The organism is Rhodococcus sp. WS3 (genome assembly GCF_003797085.1).
GTDB classification, from domain to species: Bacteria; Actinomycetota; Actinomycetes; order Mycobacteriales; family Mycobacteriaceae; genus Rhodococcus_F; species Rhodococcus_F globerula.
Genome location: NZ_RKMA01000001.1, coordinates 276,606 through 294,617, shown reverse-complemented (window position 1 = coordinate 294,617; position 18,012 = coordinate 276,606). Strand labels below are relative to the sequence as shown.

General features: G+C 62.0%; 16 protein-coding genes. 10 read left to right on the top strand and 6 right to left on the bottom strand.

What is annotated here, in order from left to right:
- Nucleotides 1–11: 11 nt before the first annotated feature.
- From EEB13_RS01255 to EEB13_RS01245, 3 genes are all read right to left on the bottom strand, one after another.
- Complete coding sequence (locus tag EEB13_RS01255; RefSeq protein ID WP_095886496.1) at nucleotides 12–854, bottom strand: mycofactocin-coupled SDR family oxidoreductase; 843 nt, start codon at nucleotides 852–854, stop codon at nucleotides 12–14.
- 127 nt (nucleotides 855–981) lie between these two features.
- Nucleotides 982–1,740: a sensor domain-containing protein gene (locus EEB13_RS01250; RefSeq protein WP_141484458.1), complete on the bottom strand. Its 759-nt coding sequence runs from the start codon at nucleotides 1,738–1,740 to the stop codon at nucleotides 982–984.
- Nucleotides 1,740–2,681: a hypothetical protein gene (locus EEB13_RS01245; protein WP_141484457.1), complete on the bottom strand. Its 942-nt coding sequence runs from the start codon at nucleotides 2,679–2,681 to the stop codon at nucleotides 1,740–1,742. Before EEB13_RS01245 ends, EEB13_RS01250 begins: the two co-directional genes overlap by 1 nt.
- A 78-nt stretch (nucleotides 2,682–2,759) precedes the next feature.
- Between EEB13_RS01245 and lspA the strand changes: the two genes are divergently transcribed.
- The 5 genes from lspA (at nucleotide 2,760) to dnaE (ending at nucleotide 9,602) form a co-directional block, all read left to right on the top strand.
- Nucleotides 2,760–3,452 carry a signal peptidase II gene (gene lspA / locus EEB13_RS01240; RefSeq protein WP_141484456.1) on the top strand — a complete coding sequence of 231 codons (693 nt, stop codon included), beginning with the start codon at nucleotides 2,760–2,762 and terminating at the stop codon, nucleotides 3,450–3,452.
- Entirely contained in the window at nucleotides 3,449–4,375 is a 927-nt protein-coding gene (locus tag EEB13_RS01235) for an RluA family pseudouridine synthase (protein ID WP_045070283.1), read from the top strand. The genes lspA and EEB13_RS01235 overlap by 4 nt, the downstream gene beginning before the upstream one ends.
- On the top strand, nucleotides 4,372–5,016 hold the full coding sequence (locus EEB13_RS01230; protein ID WP_141484455.1) for a hypothetical protein: 645 nt from the start codon (nucleotides 4,372–4,374) through the stop codon (nucleotides 5,014–5,016). Before EEB13_RS01235 ends, EEB13_RS01230 begins: the two co-directional genes overlap by 4 nt.
- Nucleotides 5,013–5,966 (top strand): EamA family transporter RarD, encoded by a 954-nt coding sequence (gene rarD / locus EEB13_RS01225; protein WP_045070278.1) that lies wholly within the window; start codon nucleotides 5,013–5,015, stop codon nucleotides 5,964–5,966. The genes EEB13_RS01230 and rarD overlap by 4 nt, the downstream gene beginning before the upstream one ends.
- A gap of 99 nt (nucleotides 5,967–6,065) precedes the next feature.
- A complete protein-coding gene (gene dnaE, locus EEB13_RS01220) occupies nucleotides 6,066–9,602 on the top strand; it encodes a DNA polymerase III subunit alpha (protein WP_033230986.1) in 3,537 nt (1,178 codons plus the stop codon).
- An 86-nt stretch (nucleotides 9,603–9,688) separates the two neighbouring features.
- On the opposite strand, the gene EEB13_RS01215 is transcribed toward dnaE, so the two are convergent.
- Complete coding sequence (locus tag EEB13_RS01215; RefSeq protein WP_033230985.1) at nucleotides 9,689–9,919, bottom strand: hypothetical protein; 231 nt, start codon at nucleotides 9,917–9,919, stop codon at nucleotides 9,689–9,691.
- A 163-nt stretch (nucleotides 9,920–10,082) separates the two neighbouring features.
- On the opposite strand from EEB13_RS01215, the gene EEB13_RS01210 reads away from it, so the two are divergent.
- Nucleotides 10,083–10,517, top strand: coding sequence for a nitroreductase family deazaflavin-dependent oxidoreductase (locus EEB13_RS01210; RefSeq protein WP_033230984.1), 435 nt, complete (start codon nucleotides 10,083–10,085; stop codon nucleotides 10,515–10,517).
- 15 nt (nucleotides 10,518–10,532) lie between these two features.
- Complete coding sequence (locus tag EEB13_RS01205) at nucleotides 10,533–12,308, top strand: pyruvate dehydrogenase (RefSeq protein WP_141484454.1); 1,776 nt, start codon at nucleotides 10,533–10,535, stop codon at nucleotides 12,306–12,308.
- A 1-nt stretch (nucleotide 12,309) separates the two neighbouring features.
- Here EEB13_RS01205 and EEB13_RS01200 read toward each other — a convergent pair whose 3' ends face one another.
- The gene (locus EEB13_RS01200; RefSeq protein ID WP_141484453.1) at nucleotides 12,310–13,020 is read right to left on the bottom strand and encodes an IclR family transcriptional regulator; all 711 of its coding nucleotides are present in this window, start codon (nucleotides 13,018–13,020) and stop codon (nucleotides 12,310–12,312) included.
- A gap of 83 nt (nucleotides 13,021–13,103) precedes the next feature.
- On the opposite strand from EEB13_RS01200, the gene EEB13_RS01195 reads away from it, so the two are divergent.
- On the top strand, nucleotides 13,104–14,351 hold the full coding sequence (locus EEB13_RS01195) for a phytanoyl-CoA dioxygenase family protein (protein ID WP_116101444.1): 1,248 nt from the start codon (nucleotides 13,104–13,106) through the stop codon (nucleotides 14,349–14,351).
- Nucleotides 14,352–14,404: 53 nt separating this feature from the next.
- Nucleotides 14,405–15,760 carry a threonine ammonia-lyase IlvA gene (gene ilvA, locus EEB13_RS01190; protein ID WP_033230980.1) on the top strand — a complete coding sequence of 452 codons (1,356 nt, stop codon included), beginning with the start codon at nucleotides 14,405–14,407 and terminating at the stop codon, nucleotides 15,758–15,760.
- A gap of 19 nt (nucleotides 15,761–15,779) precedes the next feature.
- Here the strand turns inward: ilvA and EEB13_RS01185 are convergent, their stop codons facing one another.
- Nucleotides 15,780–16,301: a TetR/AcrR family transcriptional regulator gene (locus tag EEB13_RS01185; protein ID WP_033230979.1), complete on the bottom strand. Its 522-nt coding sequence runs from the start codon at nucleotides 16,299–16,301 to the stop codon at nucleotides 15,780–15,782.
- A gap of 141 nt (nucleotides 16,302–16,442) precedes the next feature.
- Between EEB13_RS01185 and EEB13_RS01180 the strand changes: the two genes are divergently transcribed.
- Nucleotides 16,443–17,987: an MFS transporter gene (locus tag EEB13_RS01180; RefSeq protein WP_141484452.1), complete on the top strand. Its 1,545-nt coding sequence runs from the start codon at nucleotides 16,443–16,445 to the stop codon at nucleotides 17,985–17,987.
- Nucleotides 17,988–18,012: the final 25 nt, after the last annotated feature.

Here is an 18,012-nt window from a genome sequence, read left to right as displayed (position 1 = left end):
TTTCCGTGAAATCAGCGGGTGGTGAAGCCGGCGTCGACCTTCAGTTCGGTGCCGGTGACGTAGCGAGCCTCGTCCGAAGCCAGGAACAGGACCGCATTGGAGACGTCGATCGGATCGGCCCAGGGGACAGGCAAGGCGTTGGTTCCCGTGAAGAGCGGTGCAACCTGTTCCTTGGTCGGATTCCGGGTGCCGGGCAGGAAAAGGTTGAAGCAGCGATCGTTCATGATCATGTCGGTATCGGTTGCGCCCGGGTGGACGGTGTTCGCGCGGATGCCATGTTCGCCCAGTTCACTGACGAGTGTCCGCATCAGTCCGACCACCGCATGCTTGCTGGCAGCGTAGGCGCCGGCGTTGCGTGTGCCCTTGATTCCGGCCGTCGAGCTGGTGATGACGATCGATCCTCCGTCGCCCTGCTCGATCAGGTGCGGTACTGCGGCTTTGCAGGTGTGCCATACGCCCTTGAGATTGACGTCGAGTACGTCGTCCCACTCGTCTTCGGTAATCCGGTGTGCCGGTTCGCCACTGATGAAGATCCCGGCGTTTGCGACCACGATGTCGACGCGGCCGAGTTCCGCGACTCCGCGGTCGAGAAGCGTGCGCACCGAGTCGAAGTCGCGTACGTCGGCAATCCCGGCGTGGATGCGACGGCCGATCTTCTCGACTCCGCGAACTGTTTCGGCGAGGTCGTCCGGCGTGGCGGGAGGGTAGAACCGAGTGACCGTATCGATGCCGTCTGCGAGATCGAGGGCGATGATGTCGGCGCCTTCTTCGGCGAGCCGGAGCGCGTGACTGCGTCCCTGGCCTCGCGCTGCGCCGGTGATGAAGGCAACTTTTCCAGCTAGCCGTCCGGGCATCCTGCTCCTTCTGTCCGACGTCGTTGTCGTCCGGAAGGTAACGAGGATCACAGAAGCGTCAGCGCGGCACTCCCATTCAGTAGGACGGAGTCTAGCGGGCTCGCGAGAGTGTCTCCGGCTGAAGTGATTACGAGGACGGAGCGTGTAGACGCTCCACAGCCGTGCTGGCCATCGATCCCAGAACCTCGGGCGCGATGGGCGTCGGCGCGGTGGCGGAGAGTTGAGTCAGGTTGGGTCCCACTGCCGCGACGACTACATCGGCGACAAGTGTGAATCCTTCACTCGCCGTCGTGATTCGGTAGGAGAACGACGCGTCGCCGACGGTCGGCTGATGTCCCGCGCCGACTTGATAGGTGATATTGATGCCGTCGGCGTCGGTACCCGAGAATTCGCTGCATCCGGCAACCGTGGCCTGCATACTCTCGAATGCTGCTGTGGCCGCGGCGCCGTCGGCGTACGAGGCGCTGTCCTGATCGATGCTCGTGAAATCGGGTCCGGTGAACATCTTCGAGATCGAGGCCACGGAACCCGGAACCTGGGTGGCGATCGGTGCGAGCACGCCGGCACAAGCGGCGGGGTTGGTGCTGGACTTGTCGGATTCCGATGTGGCGGGTGCGGGAGCGAGGCCCAGATCCTCGACCGGATCCGGCACGATGTCGAAACCAGCTGGTAGTTCGCTGAGTGTGAGTACGGTCTGCGTCAGCGCTGCTTTGTCCAGGGGAGTGCCGGTGAGGCCGGTCGGGACAGGCGCAGTGCTGAACGGAGCGAGGGCAACATCGGGTACCGGCGAGGCATCCGACGCTGTGGGAGAAGATGTTTCGGTTCCGCATCCGCCGACGAGGAGAACGGTCACCACGCTGAGCCCGGCGACAGCGCGACGCGACATCACGATGTCCACCGAATGTTGTTGGTAATGCTCTGTCGGATGACCGATGTGCCGTCCGGGTCGCTGTAAGCCTGGTCGCCGCCGACCGAAAGTTCGCCGCTGACGGGAAGCGGCAGATTCAGGTCGACGATCATGGTTCCCGACCCGGCCATGACGTACTGATCGATGTCGAGAGTGCCTGCCCCGCCCGCGAGATTCCAGATGTTGCTCTGCGGAGTCTGTGACAGTTCTACGGCGAGGGTGAGACGGTCGCCGTCACGCGCGGTCACGGTGACGGTGGTTGTCTGATCGAGTTGGATCTCGCTACTGACGTCTTGCTTCACCGTCCACCGGGCACCGACTCCGACGGGCTCTGTCGGCAGAGCAACTGCGCGATATACCGCTTGGCCGAAGGCCTGTTCGATTGCCGCGCGGGCCGCATTTGCCGACCCGGCCGACGGGCGTAAGCGCAGCGCCGTAACAGCACCGGATTCTGTGAAGGTCAACCCGGCTCCTGACCCTTCGGCGCCACCGAGGGCGGCTTGGAGCGTCTCGTCCGGCGTAGTCATGCCAGACAGGGTGAGATCAACCACGGTTGTCGGGTTCGCGGGAGTGGCGGCCGTCGACACGACGGCATTGAGCGGAATGGTCACTTCAGGCGAGGAAATGTCCTGAACCGGCTGCTGGTCGATCTGCTGGCGCACGTCGGTCGACGTCACCAGGGTTGTTGCCTGAGTGGTTCCGGTGGGCAGGTTCATCCGCAGGCTCTGCCTGGGCTCACTTCCGGCATCGAGTACCTCGACGGTCGCAGCGGTGACTGGGACGGTGAACTCGGCTGGAGTCGCCGAAGGCGTATCAGGCGACTGCTCGGCGTCGCCGCATGAGGTGAGAACGGTGACGAGAGCAAGGGCGGCGGCGAACACATAAGGAACGCGCCGGCCGGAGATAGACAACTGTGGCACGCGCTCCAGGCTAACCGCTTCGCCGGAGTGCCCGGTCGGGTCGGGGAGCGCGTGCGTGCAGAGCAGCAGACATAGGGGATGATGGTGGGCGTGAGTACAGACCACCCAGACCGAGATCTCAGCGCGGAGGATCAGCCGATTACCGATTTGTCGAAGTCCGCATCACCGACACGGCCAAAACGGTTGGCGATGCTGATCGCCATCGCGGCAGTCATCCTGATCGCGGACGTCTTGACCAAGATCTGGGCTGTTGCGGCGATCACGCCCGGCAAGCCGATCGAAATCATCGGCGACGTCGTCACTTTCACGTTGGTCCGCAATCCCGGAGCCGCATTCTCGATGGCAACGTCGATGACGTGGATCCTCACGTTGGTTGCGATCGGCGTCGTGATCGGAGTGATCAAGATCGGTCGCACTCTGCGGTCACCCTGGTGGGCTCTGGGTCTGGGTCTGGTGCTCGGCGGCGCACTCGGCAACCTCATCGACCGATTGTTCCGCGCCCCGGGTTTCATGCGCGGACACGTCGTCGACTTCATGTCCATCGGTTGGTGGCCTGTGTTCAACATCGCTGATTCTGCGATCGTGTGCGGTGCAATCCTGTTGGTCGTCTTGACGCTGTTCGGGTTCGAACCCAACGGCGAGCGCCTGCGCAGTGACAAGGACACGGGCGAGGGCCCGGGCAGTGACAAGGACACGGGCGAGGGCCCGGGCAGTGACAAGGACACGGGCGAAGGCCCGGGCAGTGACAGGGTCACGGGGGAGAGCAAATGAGGGAATCGCGTTCGATGCCGGTACCGGACGGACTCGACGCGATGCGTGTCGACGCCGGATTGGCACGACTACTCGGTCTCTCACGAACCGTCTCGGCCACCCTTGCAGAAGAAGGTTCGGTACTGCTCGACGGTGTAGCCGTCGGGAAGTCCGATCGGTTGACCGCGGGTTCGTGGCTCGAGGTTGTCCTGCCCGAGCCGCCGCGTCCGCTGACCGTCGAAGCTACTCCGGTCGAGGGCATGGAAATTCTCTACGCGGACGACGACGTTGTTGCCGTGGACAAGCCGGTCGGCGTTGCCGCGCACGCGAGTGTGGGGTGGACGGGTCCGACGGTCATCGGCGGCCTGGCCGCTGCAGGTTTCCGGATTTCGACGTCGGGCGCGCACGAGCGTCAAGGCATCGTTCACCGACTGGATGTCGGCACGTCCGGTGTCATGGTCGTTGCGACGTCCGAGCGGGCGTACACCGTACTCAAGCGAGCCTTCAAACAGCGCACCATCGACAAGAGGTACCACGCGCTGGTCCAGGGGCACCCGGACCCGAGCAGCGGAACGATCGACGCTCCGATCGGGCGGCACCACGGGAACGACTGGCGTTTTGCCGTGACCGCCGACGGTAAGGCAAGCGTCACGCATTACGACACCATCGAGGCATTTCAGGCGGCAAGTCTGTTGGATGTGCACCTCGAAACGGGGCGGACACACCAGATTCGGGTGCATTTCTCCGCGCTGCGCCACCCGTGCTGTGGCGACTTGACGTACGGAGCGGACCCCCGCCTCGCCGAGCGGTTGGGACTCGAGCGGCAGTGGCTTCATGCAGTGTCACTCGGGTTTGCACACCCGGCGGACGGGCGCTGGGTCGAGATCAAGAGCAAGTACCCGAAAGACCTCGAACATGCGCTAGAGGTTCTTCGATCCGCATGAGCGCGCGAGCAGTCGGTTCCGCGCTGGCGGGAATCGCAGTTGTTGCGCTCGTCGTTGGAGCCGGCCTGCTGAATCCGGTTCCCACCCCGCCGGTGGGAACCGATTCGCTCGGCCCGGACAGCAGTGAACTGGTATCCGATTATCTCGACCGTGCGCGAGAATCACTCGACGCGGTCGAGGGCTCGGCGTGGGCCCTCGCATCGTTTGCCGCTCCGATGACTGCCGACGACGTTATCGCGGCCACCCCGGGAGTTCGGGTGTCCGAGGTGTTGTTCCGAGTGCCGTTGGATCGGGTTCAGACTCCGATGGTCGCGATTGCAGTACCGGACAACAACGACGCGATTCGACGGGCACCTGGAGCTGCGGCGACGCGACTCGCCGCCATGTCGGGGGTCGACGAACGGCAGAAACGCGTCGCGGAAGTCTCGAGTCGGCTGTTGTCGCAGGGGTGCGCGTGTGCGATCGGCGCGGTAGTGCACGGCACTGCGCAGGAACTTGCGACATTGGCAGGTACTCCATCGATCCGAGCGCTCGAAGCCTTGCCGGAAGACGGCACTCCGTGGCGCGCAGCGGTTCGGCCGCTGCTGCCAGAGTATGTGGACGTGGTTCGGGTAGGACCGGATGACGGACCAGTTCCATGAGCACCGATGACGGACGCGAGATCACGCTGTCGAAAGTGACCAGGTCCGGTTCGAGTTCGGGCATCGCATTCGGTGCCGGCGCCTTCCTGATCTGGGGCGCATTCCCCGCGTTCTTCGGTTTGCTCGATTTTGCCGACCCGCTCGAAATTCTTGCTCATCGAGTGGTGTGGACACTCGTGCTGATGCTGATCGTGTTGGCGGTTCTCGGTCGACTTGCCTCGCTTCGCGGCATCAGCGGGCGTACGTGGTTGCTGGTGACGGCAGCCTCGGCGGCAATCGCTGTCAACTGGGGAACCTACATCTACGCGGTGGCGTCGGGGCGAGTGGTGGAAGCCGCGCTCGGATATTTCATCAACCCGTTGGTGACTGTCCTGCTCGGTGTGGTGATCTTCCGAGAGCGGCTTCGACGCGCTCAGATCGTGGCGCTGGCGCTGGCTGCAACAGCGGTGGTGGTGATCACCATCGATTACGGCAAACCGCCGATCGTGGCACTCGTCCTGGCGGGGTCGTTTGCAACGTACGGACTGATCAAGAAGGTGGTTCCGCTCGACCCCCGAACCAGCTTGACGGCTGAGGGCGTCGTTGCCGCTCCGTTCGCGGTGGGATATCTCGTATTTCTCGGTCTGACCGGCGCCGGTGCTTTTGTCTCCGGCGGCACCGGCCAAAGCCTGCTCCTCATGGCGGCCGGCCCCGTGACGGCGTTGCCGCTGTTGCTGTTCGGTGTTGCCGCGCAGCGAGTGAAACTCTCCACAATGGGCATGTTGCAGTACCTGACACCGGCGCTGCAGATGTTGTGGGGCGTCGCGGTGATGCGTGAGGACATGCCTGCGTCGCGGTGGATCGGGTTTGCCTTGATCTGGCTGGCACTGGTGATCTTCACGACAGACATCGTCCGCGCTAATCGGCGTTCACAGGGGTCGACGTCGTCCAAGCAGGAGCCGGTCACGTAACTATCGTCGCGCCGCCTGCCGGTCACATCGATCGGCCGCCGACTCTGTCGGTAGCGGGGCATACACTCGACCAAGCTCCCAGACATCAGAGAGGCGCACGTGGCTGACTCGTTCGTTCATCTTCACAATCACACCGAGTACTCGATGCTCGACGGCGCGGCCAAGGTCGGCGCCATGTTCGAGGAGGCCACTCGGCTCGGCATGACCGCCGTCGGTATGACCGACCACGGAAACATGTACGGCGCCAGCCAGTTCTACAACGAAGCGGTCAAGGCCGGGATCAAGCCGATTATCGGTATCGAGGCGTACATCGCGCCGGAATCCCGGTTCAACACCAAGCGTGTGTTGTGGGGCGATCGCAGCCAGAAGTCCGACGACGTCTCCGGTAGCGGCGCGTATACGCACATGACGATGGTCGCGGAAAATGCGACAGGCCTACGCAACCTCTTCAAACTGTCTTCGCTTGCGTCCATCGAGGGCCAGTTGGGCAAGTGGCCCCGTATGGACGAGGAGCTCATCGCCTCGCATGCCGAGGGCATCATCGCCACCACGGGTTGCCCGTCCGGTGAGATCCAGACGCGCCTGCGACTGGGGCATGATCGTGAAGCCCTCGAAGCGGCAGCGAAGTGGCAGGAAATCTGGGGCCCTGACAATTTCTTCCTCGAAGTGATGGACCACGGTCTCTCGATCGAGCGTCGGGTGCGTGAGGGTTTGCTCAATATCGGTCAGCAGCTCGGCATTCCGCCGCTCGCGACCAACGACTGCCACTACGTCACCAAGGACGCAGCCGAGAACCACGAGGCGCTGCTGTGCATCCAGACCGGTAAGACGCTCTCGGATCCCACGCGCTTCAAGTTCGACGGCGACGGTTACTACCTCAAGTCCGCGGCCGAGATGCGGGCTATCTGGGACAGCGAAGTTCCCGGAGCCTGCGACAACACAGTGACAATCGGTGAGCGCGTCCAGTCGTACGAGGACGTGTGGAAGTTCCACGACCGGATGCCGATCTTCCCGGTACCCGAAGGACATACGCAGCAGACGTTCCTGCGCGCCGAGGTCATGCGCGGCTTGGATCGACGTTTCCCCAGCGGCCCGCCCGAGGAGTACCTCGCGCGTGCCGACTACGAGATCGGTGTCATCAACGAGATGGGCTTCCCGGCCTACTTCCTGGTGGTCGGTGACCTCATCAACCATGCAAAAGAAGTGGGCATCCACGTCGGACCCGGTCGTGGATCCGCTGCAGGTTCGTTGGTGGCGTACGCGATGGGTATCACCAACATCGACCCGCTTCCGTACGGTCTGCTGTTCGAGCGATTCCTCAACCCCGAGCGTGTGTCGATGCCTGATATCGATATCGACTTCGACGATCGCCGTCGCGGCGAGATGGTGCGTTACGCCACCGAGAAGTGGGGCGATGACCGCGTCGCGCAGGTCATCACGTTCGGAACCATCAAGACCAAGGCTGCCATCAAGGACTCCGCTCGCGTGCAGTTCGGTAAGCCCGGTTTTGCTATTGCCGATCAGATCACCAAGGCATTGCCGCCGCCGATCATGGCCAAGGACATCTCGGTATCCGGTATCACCGATCCCAAGCACGAGCGGTACAAGGAAGCTGCCGAGGTTCGCTCACTCATCGACTCCAGCCCGGACGTCGCGAAGATCTACAAGACCGCAGTCGGTCTGGAAGGTCTGATCCGCAACGCGGGTGTCCACGCCTGTGCCGTGATCATGTCGTCCGAGCCGTTGATGGATGCGATTCCGGTATGGAAGCGCGCGCAAGACGGCGCGATCATCACGGGCTGGGATTACCCGTCGTGTGAGGCCATCGGTCTACTCAAGATGGACTTCCTTGGTCTGCGAAACCTCACGGTCATCGGTGACACACTCGAGAACATCAAGGCCAACCGCGGTATCGACATCGACCTCGACACGTTGCCGATGGACGACCCGGCTACGTACGAACTCCTGGCGCGCGGCGACACTCTCGGCGTGTTCCAGCTCGACGGTGGCGGTATGCGTGAGCTTCTGAAACTGATGCAGCCCACCGGTTTCGGCGACATCGTGGCCGCACTGGCACTGTACCGGCCGGGTCCGATGGGTGTGGACGCCCACATCTCGTACGCCAAGCGTAAGAACGCGCTCGAAGAAGTCAGCCCCATTCACCCCGAGCTGGAAGAACCGCTCGCGGAGATCCTCTCGGAGACGTACGGCCTGATCATCTACCAGGAGCAGATCATGCAACTGGCGCAGAAGGTGGCCGGGTACACCCTGGGGCAGGCCGACTTGCTGCGCCGCGCCATGGGTAAGAAGAAGCTGTCCGAACTGGAGAAGGCGTACGCCGGTTTCCGTCAGGGCATGTTGGACAACAACTTCAGCGAAGCCGCCATCAAGGCACTTTGGGATACCGTTCTCCCGTTCGCCGGCTACGCGTTCAACAAGTCGCACTCGGCCGGCTACGGGCTCGTCTCGTTCTGGACCGCGTACCTCAAGGCGAACTATCCGGCCGAGTACATGGCCGGTCTACTCACCTCGGTCGGCGATGACAAGGACAAGTCCGCTGTCTATCTCGCCGATTGCCGCAAGATGGGCATCACGGTGCTGCCGCCTGACGTCAACGAGTCGCGGGTCGACTTCGCGACGGTGGGGGAGGACATCCGCTTCGGTATGGGGTCCGTCCGCAATGTGGGCGCAAATGTCGTGGCATCCATCATCAAAGCGCGCACGGAGAAGGGTAAGTTCACCGACTTCTCCGACTATCTCGGCAAGATCGACGCGATGGCATGCAACAAGAAGGTCACTGAATCCCTCATCAAGGCAGGCGGATTCGACTCTCTCGAACATCCGCGCAAGGGCTTGATGTTGGTGCACGCCGACGCTATCGATGCCGTCATGAGCACCAAGAAGGCGGAGGCCATCGGCCAGTTCGACCTGTTCGGCGGGTCCGAGGTGGACGAGTCCATCGCGTCGGTGTTCGACGTTCGCATTCCCGAAGAGGAATGGGAAACCAAACATCGCCTTGCACTCGAACGAGAGATGTTGGGGCTGTACGTTTCCGGGCACCCGCTCAATGGCGTCGAACATATCCTCAAGCAGCAGTCCGATACTTCGATTGCCGCAATCCTCGACGGTGGTGTCCAGGACGGTGCACAGGTCACATTGGGCGGCATCATCGCGTCGGTCGATCGCCGGGTGAACAAGAACGGCCTCACCTGGTGCATCGTGCAACTCGAGGATCTGGTCGGCGGTATCGAGGTGCTGTTCTTCCCGCAGGCGTACGCCGTGTACGGCATGGACATCGCCGAGGATGCAATCGTTCTGGTGAAGGCACGCGTGTCTATTCGAGATGACCGTATGTCGTTGATCGGCAACGATCTTGCGGTGCCGGATCTTTCGGCTATCGGTGTGGCACGACCGCTCTCGGTGTCGTTGCCGCTGCGTCAGTGCACCAAGGACAAGCTTGGCGCGCTCAAGCAGATCCTGACCCGCCACCCGGGCACGTCGGACGTGCATGTCCGTTTGATCGGAAGCAACGAGATCACGATGTGGAAGGTCGACGACGTTCTGCGGGTAGAGCCGTCGTCAGCTCTGATGGGCGATCTCAAAGCGCTCCTCGGGCCTGGCTGCCTGGCGGTTTAGGGCCTCATACAACAAACGTCTCGTTCACCTGGGAAGCCAAGTGAACGAGACGTTTGTGTATGTCTTGAAAGAGCGAAGCGAGAGACTTAGCTGCGGGAGTAGAAATTTCTGCGAACCCACCACGTAACCACCGTCGCGGCGGCGGCGATGAGGACTGCCGGCTGCATGGACGTGGTGATTGCGAGGGTGGCAACAAAGACGACCAGACCGATTGCCAGCGCTTCGAGTTTGTACAGCGGCCACAGTGTGCCGGCGATGTCGACGCTGTTGTCGGTGCTCCGACGTGACACGCGAGTATCGAAACCTGCGGTTGTCATGAGGTCACCTACCGTCTCTGTGGTCCGTTCTGGACTTTAAGGGTATCCAGATAGCTGGTTTCGGGCAAGCGAACTTTATTGATGGGTGCATCACTGTATCGATCACCGTGCAGTGTGCGTGTTGCGGTGGCCAAGGTCAGACAGTCGGTGTTCACTTGTACCCATGCCAATTACAGGTGAATACGAACCCAGTCCCGCTACGTGGGCAGCAGATCAGGTCGAGCAGATCGAGAGCTCCGGTGGCACCGAGGGGAACGAACTCAACGGGATGGCCGTTGTCATCCTCACGACCATCGGCGCAAAGTCCGGCAAGGTGCGCAAGACGCCGTTGATGCGTGTCGAGCATGACGGGAAGTACGCCGTTGTGGCGTCCTTGGGAGGCGCGCCCAAGAACCCAGTCTGGTACTACAACGTCAAGGCAAATCCGAATGTCACGTTGCGCGATGCGACGCAGGTCTTCGACATGGTTGCGCGTGAGGTAACGGGCGACGAAAAGGCGATCTGGTGGGAGCGCGCAGTTGCGGCATTCCCCGACTACGCGAACTATCAGAAGAAGACCGACCGAGAGATTCCGGTGTTCGTGCTCGAACCCAAGTAGATCTACGGAGGCCCGATGAGTCCGAAATCTGTTGCAGATCAATTGGTTCAACAGCTCGTGGATGCCGGGGTTTCCCGGATCTACGGCATCGTGGGAGACAGTCTCAATCCTGTGGTGGACGCCGTGCGGCGCACCGGTGGCTCTGCCAAGGGTGGTATCGACTGGATTCATGTTCGTCACGAGGAGGCGGCCGCGTTCGCGGCTGCGGCCGACGCCCAGATCACCGGCGAGTTGGCCGTGTGTGCGGGCTCGTGTGGACCGGGAAATCTGCACCTGATCAACGGGCTCTACGACGCACATCGCTCGGGCGCGCCGGTCCTGGCGATTGCGTCGCACATTCCGAGTGCTCAGATCGGCATGGGTTATTTCCAGGAAACCCATCCTGAGCGAATTTTCATCGAGTGTTCGAGCTATACCGAGCTGATCAGCACCGCAGCGCAGGCGCCGCGTGTTGTTCAGTCCGCAATCACGCACGCGGTCGCCCGAAGCGGCGTATCCGTGATCGTTCTCCCCGGTGATATCGCGGACTGCCCGGTCGAGGGTGAACCGCCGACGCTGGTCGCAACTCGTCGTCCGACGCTGGTGCCAGACGCCGGTGATGTACGCGCCCTGGCAGACGTGATCAACGCGTCGCGGAAGGTGGCGATCTTTGCCGGAGCCGGCGTGCGAGGCGCCCGCGACGAAGTGCTCGCGCTGGCCGAGGCGGTCGGCGCTCCGATCGGGCACTCCCTCCGCGGTAAGGAGTGGATTCAGTACGACAATCCGTATGACGTGGGCATGACCGGGCTGCTCGGGTACGGCGCGGCGCACGACGGTATGCACGGGGCTGACTTGTTGCTGCTGATCGGCACAGACTTTCCGTATGATCAGTTTCTGCCGCACACCGTTCGTACTGCTCAGATCGATTCTGCCGCAGAGAAATTGGGGCGTCGAACCAGCCTGGATCTTGCGGTGCACGGAGATGTCGCTGCGACACTGGCAGCGTTGATACCTCAGGTGGACCGGAAGTCGGATCGAGCGTTCCTCGACGACATGCTCGAGGTGCACAGAACATTGATGACCAAAGTTGTCGGCGCGTACACCGATCCGGTGAAACAGCGCACCCCGATTCACCCCGAGTACGCGGCGTCGATCCTCGACGATCTTGCTGCCGAGGATGCGATCTTCACCGCGGACACCGGTATGTGCAACGTGTGGACGGCGCGGTATCTCACTCCCAACGGATCGCGGCGATTCCTGTCGTCGGCCCTGCACGGTTCCATGGCTAATGCGTTGCCACACGCGATGGGTGCGCAGTGGGCGAGTCCTGGCCGACAGGTTATTTCGGTCTCCGGTGACGGCGGTCTGTCGATGCTGCTGGGCGAGTTGGTGACTGTGGCGATGTACAAGTTGCCGGTCAAGATCGTGGTGTTCAACAACTCGACGCTCGGCATGGTCAAGCTCGAAATGCTGGTGGACGGCTTGCCTGATTTCGGAGTCGACGTTCCCGCTGTCGACTATGCGGGCGTCGCCGCTGCGCTGGGAATCTACTCGCGACGGATCGAGAATCCTGTTGACATTGAATCAGGATTACGTGAGGCACTCGGTCACGACGGTCCGGCGTTGGTCGATCTTGTGACGGATCCGTTGGCATTGTCGTTGCCGCCCACCATAACCGGCGGTCAGGTCAAGGGCTTCGCTCTCGCGATGTCGAAGATGGTGATGAACGGTGGCGTCGGCGAGGCCGTGCAGATGGCAAAGTCGAATCTGCGGAATGTGCCGCGTCCGTCGCAGTTCAACCCGAGAGGGTAGGTCAGCGTCCGGCTTGCCAGGATTCCGCAAGCCGCGCGACCAATTCTCCGTGTTGCTGCATCAACTCGGGTTGAAAGCGGCTGGCCGGGGCGCACAGCACCAGCGCTGCAACCGGTAGGCCGTCGGAGCGCCGCAAGGCAGCCCCGACGGCTCGTGTGCCGTCGAATCCCTCGCCGTCGTTCTGTGCCCAGCCGCGCGCTCGGACTGCCGCGAGGGCAGAGTCGGTCAGGCTGGGATCAATGCGCCGCCACGGCTCTACCGCTTCGGCGGGTAGGTGGGCGGCGATAGCGCGCAGCGCCGAACTGGTACGCGCGGGCATCTCGGTCCCCACGGTTACGGACGCTCTGAGAGTCTGTCGGCTTTCGGCGGAATCGACGATCATCAGGCGATCGCCGTCTGGCACGACGAGCATCGACATTTCCCCGGATTGGTCACGAGCTGCCTCGAGTAGTGGGCGTGTACCGGTCACAAGAGTTGTGGCTGCGGACTCCCGGAAGGTGGGGAGTATCGCCGGCGAGATGCTCCACCGGCCGTCTTCGGTGCGCTCGAGCCACCGAGCGGAGTGCAGCGTGATCGCCAATCGGTGCGCGGCACTTTTGTCGATCCCAATGTCGCGAGCGAGGTCGCTGACTCCGACGGGCTGCATGCGAGCGATTGCCTCGAACAAGCGGCATGCGTTATGGACGGACTGGATTTCCTTGACGGAGGACATGAAACCACCCTAAGGTCACTATATAACACAATCGTGTTGCAGAGTAACACAGGTCGAAGAAAATGCTGCCGAGAGGGGTGCTTGTGGGTACGGACAAGCTGGGAACCGGCCTTCCGTGGGTCGAAGCGATTGCGGATTCGTTCCCGCGGTATTCGTGTGAGACGTTCCATACGGTCGACCTACCAGCGCTGAACGCAGAAAACGGCAGGCTGGTTGTCGACGACTTGGCCGATGTGCCCCCGCTGGCCTTCCGCGTAGACGGTCTGACATTTACGTGGATCGCCACGGCGGACGGCATCGAAGCGGTCGAAGGTGACGCGAATGCCGCGACGCTCGTCGAACTCGACGAGTCGACGTTCTCCGCATTTCTGCATGAACTCCTGACGGCCAGTGGGTCGGTTCGTACCGGCCGGGCAAAGGTTGTGCGGGGCACAGTGGCGAGCTGGAAACGATGGGAACCGGCAACGCGGGCATTGATAACAGGTCGACCGATCTACACCGAAGCCGTCTGGGACACGTTGATCGATCGCGACGGCACTCCGCTCGATCTGCATCGACGGTTCCCGGTGGACGGTGATCGCGACGAAATGCGCCATTTTCTCGCCACGGCGGGGTTCCTCCATGTCAAAGGGGTGTACACGCCGGAGGAGATCTCGACGCTGCGCGACGAAGTCGAATTCGTGCGGTCCAAGACAACCCCAGGGGATCCGTTTTCGTGGTGGTCCGTCAACGCGGATCGCGAAGAAGTGGTTACTCGCGTCAACTACCTCGGTCGCTATTCGCAAGTGCTGCAAGATCTTTGCTTCGAACCTCGACTGACCGAGTGGGCGCGCTTGGGAAACCCAGCTTTTCGCGTGTGTGACGACCGCCTGGACGGGCCGATGGTTTTCATCAAATCGTCCAACGTGGTCAAGGGTGACGGAGACCTCGGCTGGCACGTCGACGACGGTATCGGTGGGCATCCGGTTCTGTGTCCTCTCATCCAAGGCGGAATTCAGCTCGACTACGCAAATCCCGAGAATGGTCAACTCATGGTCTTGGCGGGATCGCATCGTTACGCCAACCATTGGCGCAAGTGGGGAGAGGAAGGAAACCTGCCGGTGACGAAGCTCGAAACAGAGCCAGGCGACCTCACACTTCACTTTGGCGACGTCATGCACAGCACCCCGCCGCCCACCGGTCGCGACGCTGGTCGGCGGGTTCTGTACTACAAGTTCTCCGAGGAGAAGACCTTCCGATGGGTGCCCTCGGGATGTCACTACAACGACGCACTGTTCCGTGCTGACGAGGACGGGACGGTTTCAGCGCGCGCGGCCACCCAACGCGCATGAGGGGGAGGTGACCGCGATGGAAACCTTGCGCTCGGACGTGCAAAAATGGCGGAGTGTCTAACTCGCCCGATGTCGTAGCTACCAAGTCCACTCTGCCCGCGCTCGATGCACGGGAAATTGACGCGGCCATCGAGCGAATTCAGAACGTTATTGCGGCTACACCCCTGCAGTACAGCGAGCGTCTGTCCGCGCTGACCGGTGCCAAGGTCTACCTCAAGCGTGAGGACCTGCAAGGTGTTCGCTCGTACAAGATCCGCGGTGCCTACAACCTCATGTCACAGCTGACGGAGGCGGAACGAGCCGCCGGTGCCGTCACGGCCAGTGCCGGAAATCATGCACAGGGTGTTGCGTACGCGTGCCGCACAATGCAGATCCGCGGACGGATCTACGTTCCGGCTAACACTCCGAAGCAGAAGCGTGACCGAATCCGCGCTCACGGCGGTGATTTTGTCGAACTCTTCATGGTGGGTGAAACGTACGACGCTGCCGCCGCAGCTGCGGCCGAGGATGTCGCCAGGACCGGTGCCACGATGGTTCCGCCGTTCGATGATGTGCGTACCGCTGCGGGTCAGGGAACTATTGCCGCCGAAATCCTGCAGCAACTGGACGCTCCCCTCGACGCAATTGTTGTTCCGGTTGGTGGCGGTGGGTGCATCGCCGGTATTGCCACGTACCTGCACGAGCGTTCGCCGAAGACGTCGATCGTGGGTATCGAACCTTCGGGTGCGGCGTCCATGACAGCTGCTCTGGTTGCCGGTGCGCCTGTGACGCTGCCGGTGGTCGATCCGTTTGTGGACGGTGCGGCGGTCAAGCGGATCGGTGATGTTCCGTTCGAGGTCGTATCGAGGCTCGGCGCTGCCGTGGTCTCTCATGCGTCGTTGCCGTTGGTCGCCAAGCAGTTGTCCGCGATTCCCGGGACCGGATCATTTGTCGTGAACCAGATCGACGAAGGTGCCATCTGCACGGCGATGCTCGAGATCTACCAGAACGAGGGCATCATCGCCGAACCTGCGGGAGCGCTTTCCGTTGCGGCCCTTCAGAATTTGACGCTCGAACCTGGTTCCACCGTGGTGTGCTTGATCTCGGGCGGCAACAACGACGTTTCCCGTTACGGCGAGATCCTCGAGCGCTCGCTGGTGCATCTGGGTCTCAAGCACTACTTCCTGGTGGACTTCCCGCAGGAGCCAGGGGCGTTGCGTCGTTTCCTGTCTGAGGTACTCGGCCCGGACGACGACATCGCGTTGTTCGAGTACGTCAAGCGCAACAACCGTGAGACGGGTGCTGCCTTGGTCGGTATCGAACTGGGCTCGGCCGACGGTTTGGCGTCGTTGCTCGAACGGATGGAGCGGGCGCCGATGCAGTCCGAGCGACTAGAGCCGGGTAGCCCGGCTTATCGGTATCTGACATAACACTTCATGCGCCGGGTGGTCAGGGCAGTAGACGCTCGACCACCTGGCGATGGAGTTCGGGATCGGGCTGGGGGAGTCCGAGCATTGCGGCGAGGTAGAGGCCATCGCCAACGAGGCGGATGATTTCGGCTTGAACGGGATCGGAGATCTCGGCTTGTAGTCCCTGATCCCAGCTGCGCATCACGTCGGTGACGGCTTTCTGGATTTCGTCGTGCTGTCCGTCGACGGTGCGTAGTGCAGCGATGATCGATCGGAATAGTGATAGTTCTTCGTGTTCGGTCGCTTCTGGGATCTGGAGGTAGAACTCGCTTGCGGAGGTTCCGCCGGCAACAGCATCCGCAAGTTGCTGATCGGAGCGTTCGCCGAGTCTGCGAACCATGGCCGCGAGGAGAGCTTCCTTACTCGGGAAGTGGTAGAGAAGCCCGCCTTTGGACACTCCTGCTTGTGCTGCGACTGCCTCGAGGGTGACCTGTGCGACCCCGTTGACCAGCAGTAACTTCTCCAGTGCGTCGAGAATGCGATCGCGTGTGCCTTCAGCCATGTGATGAAACTGTACCGGGAAATAACTTTACCGCCCAGACGGTTGACTGTTAGTGTTGTCATCACTGTACCGGCTGGACGGTTCAGTGAAATTCTGTTCAGTGAATGCGTAGTCGACTCACGGAAAGTTGCGAGAAGAGCCATGTCAGTGTCGGCAGATCACACGTCTGCAATCAATCCCGAGGACGTTCGGGCAACAAAACGTGACTGGGCAGGACTGGTGGTCCTGGCCTTTGCAGTGTTGCTCATCGCGGTGGACGGCACAGTGCTCGATCTTGCGCTCCCGTTCATCAGCGCGGACCTCGAACCGAGCAGCACACAGTTGCTGTGGATCATCGACGTCTATTCGTTCATCCTTGCCGGTCTCCTGATCACGATGGGTACACTCGGCGACCGCATCGGACGGCGAAAGCTGTTGCTGATCGGTGCTTTCGGCTTTGGTCTGGCTTCGGTCGTCGCGGCCGTTTCCACAAGTCCGGAGATGCTGATCGGTGCCCGCGTGCTGCAGGGTATTTCCGGTGCGACGCTCATGCCCGCGACGCTCGGTCTGATCCGCACCATTTTCGTCAACCCGCGCCAGCGCACCGAAGCCATCGGCATCTGGGGCGCGATGGCCGGCGGTGGTACGGCAGCCGGACCACTGATCGGTGGGTGGATGCTCGAGCATTTCTGGTGGGGCTCGGTGTTCCTGATCAACATTCCGGTCATGGTCGCACTTCTCGCGCTCGGCCCGATTCTGATCCCGGAGTCCAAAGATCCCAACCCGGGTCGATTCGACCTGGTCAGTGCCGCGTTGTCGATGGCCACGATGCTTCCGCTGGTTTACGCGGTCAAGGAATCCGTGGTGCACGGTATTGATCTGACGATGCTGGGAATTGCCGCGTTCGGTCTTGCTGCGGGCGTTGCGTTCGTCCGTCGTCAGCGCAGTCTGAAGGATCCGATGCTGGATCTGAAACTGTTCTCGAACCCGTCGTTCACCACGGCGGTTCTGACGAACCTCCTCTCGATCTTCGCGCTGGCCGGTGTGCTGTTCTTCGGCTCGCAGTACCTGCAGTTGGTCCTCGGCAACGGTGCGTTCGACGCAGGTCTGCTCATGCTGCCCGGCATGTTGCTCAGTGCTTTCACTGCCGTCGCCGCAGCCTGGCTGGTTCGACGTTGGACAGTGACGCAGGTGCTCAGTGCCGGTCTCATTGTCGCTGGTATCGGCGCGGCGATGCTGCTGGCACTCGGTGTCGACAGCGGGCCACTGGCATTCGTTGCGGGCTTCGGACTGGTTGGCGCGGGTGTCGGTGTTGCACTGACGCTCACCTCCGACCTGGTGGTCAGTTCTGTTGAGCCGGAGCGAGCCGGTGCAGCCTCGGCAGTGTCGGAAACTGCATACGAACTGGGTATTGCACTCGGTGTCGCGATCCTCGGCAGTGTGGTCATGGCGATTTTCCGTAAGGGAATCGACACGTCCATGCTGGGCGCTGATCAGGCGCATGCGGCGCAGGGCACACTCGGCGGCGCCATTCAGGAAGCCGCTCACCTGCCTGGCGACGCGGGCTCGGTGCTGGTCGATTCCGCGAAGTCGGCCTTTGTCGACGGTATGCATGTGGCGACCGGTGCGACAGCGCTCGTACTGTTCATCTGTGCGGCGCTGGTTCTGCGGATGCTGCGGAGTACACCAGAGAACGCGAAGCGTTAACGCATGAAACAGCAGAACGCGAAGC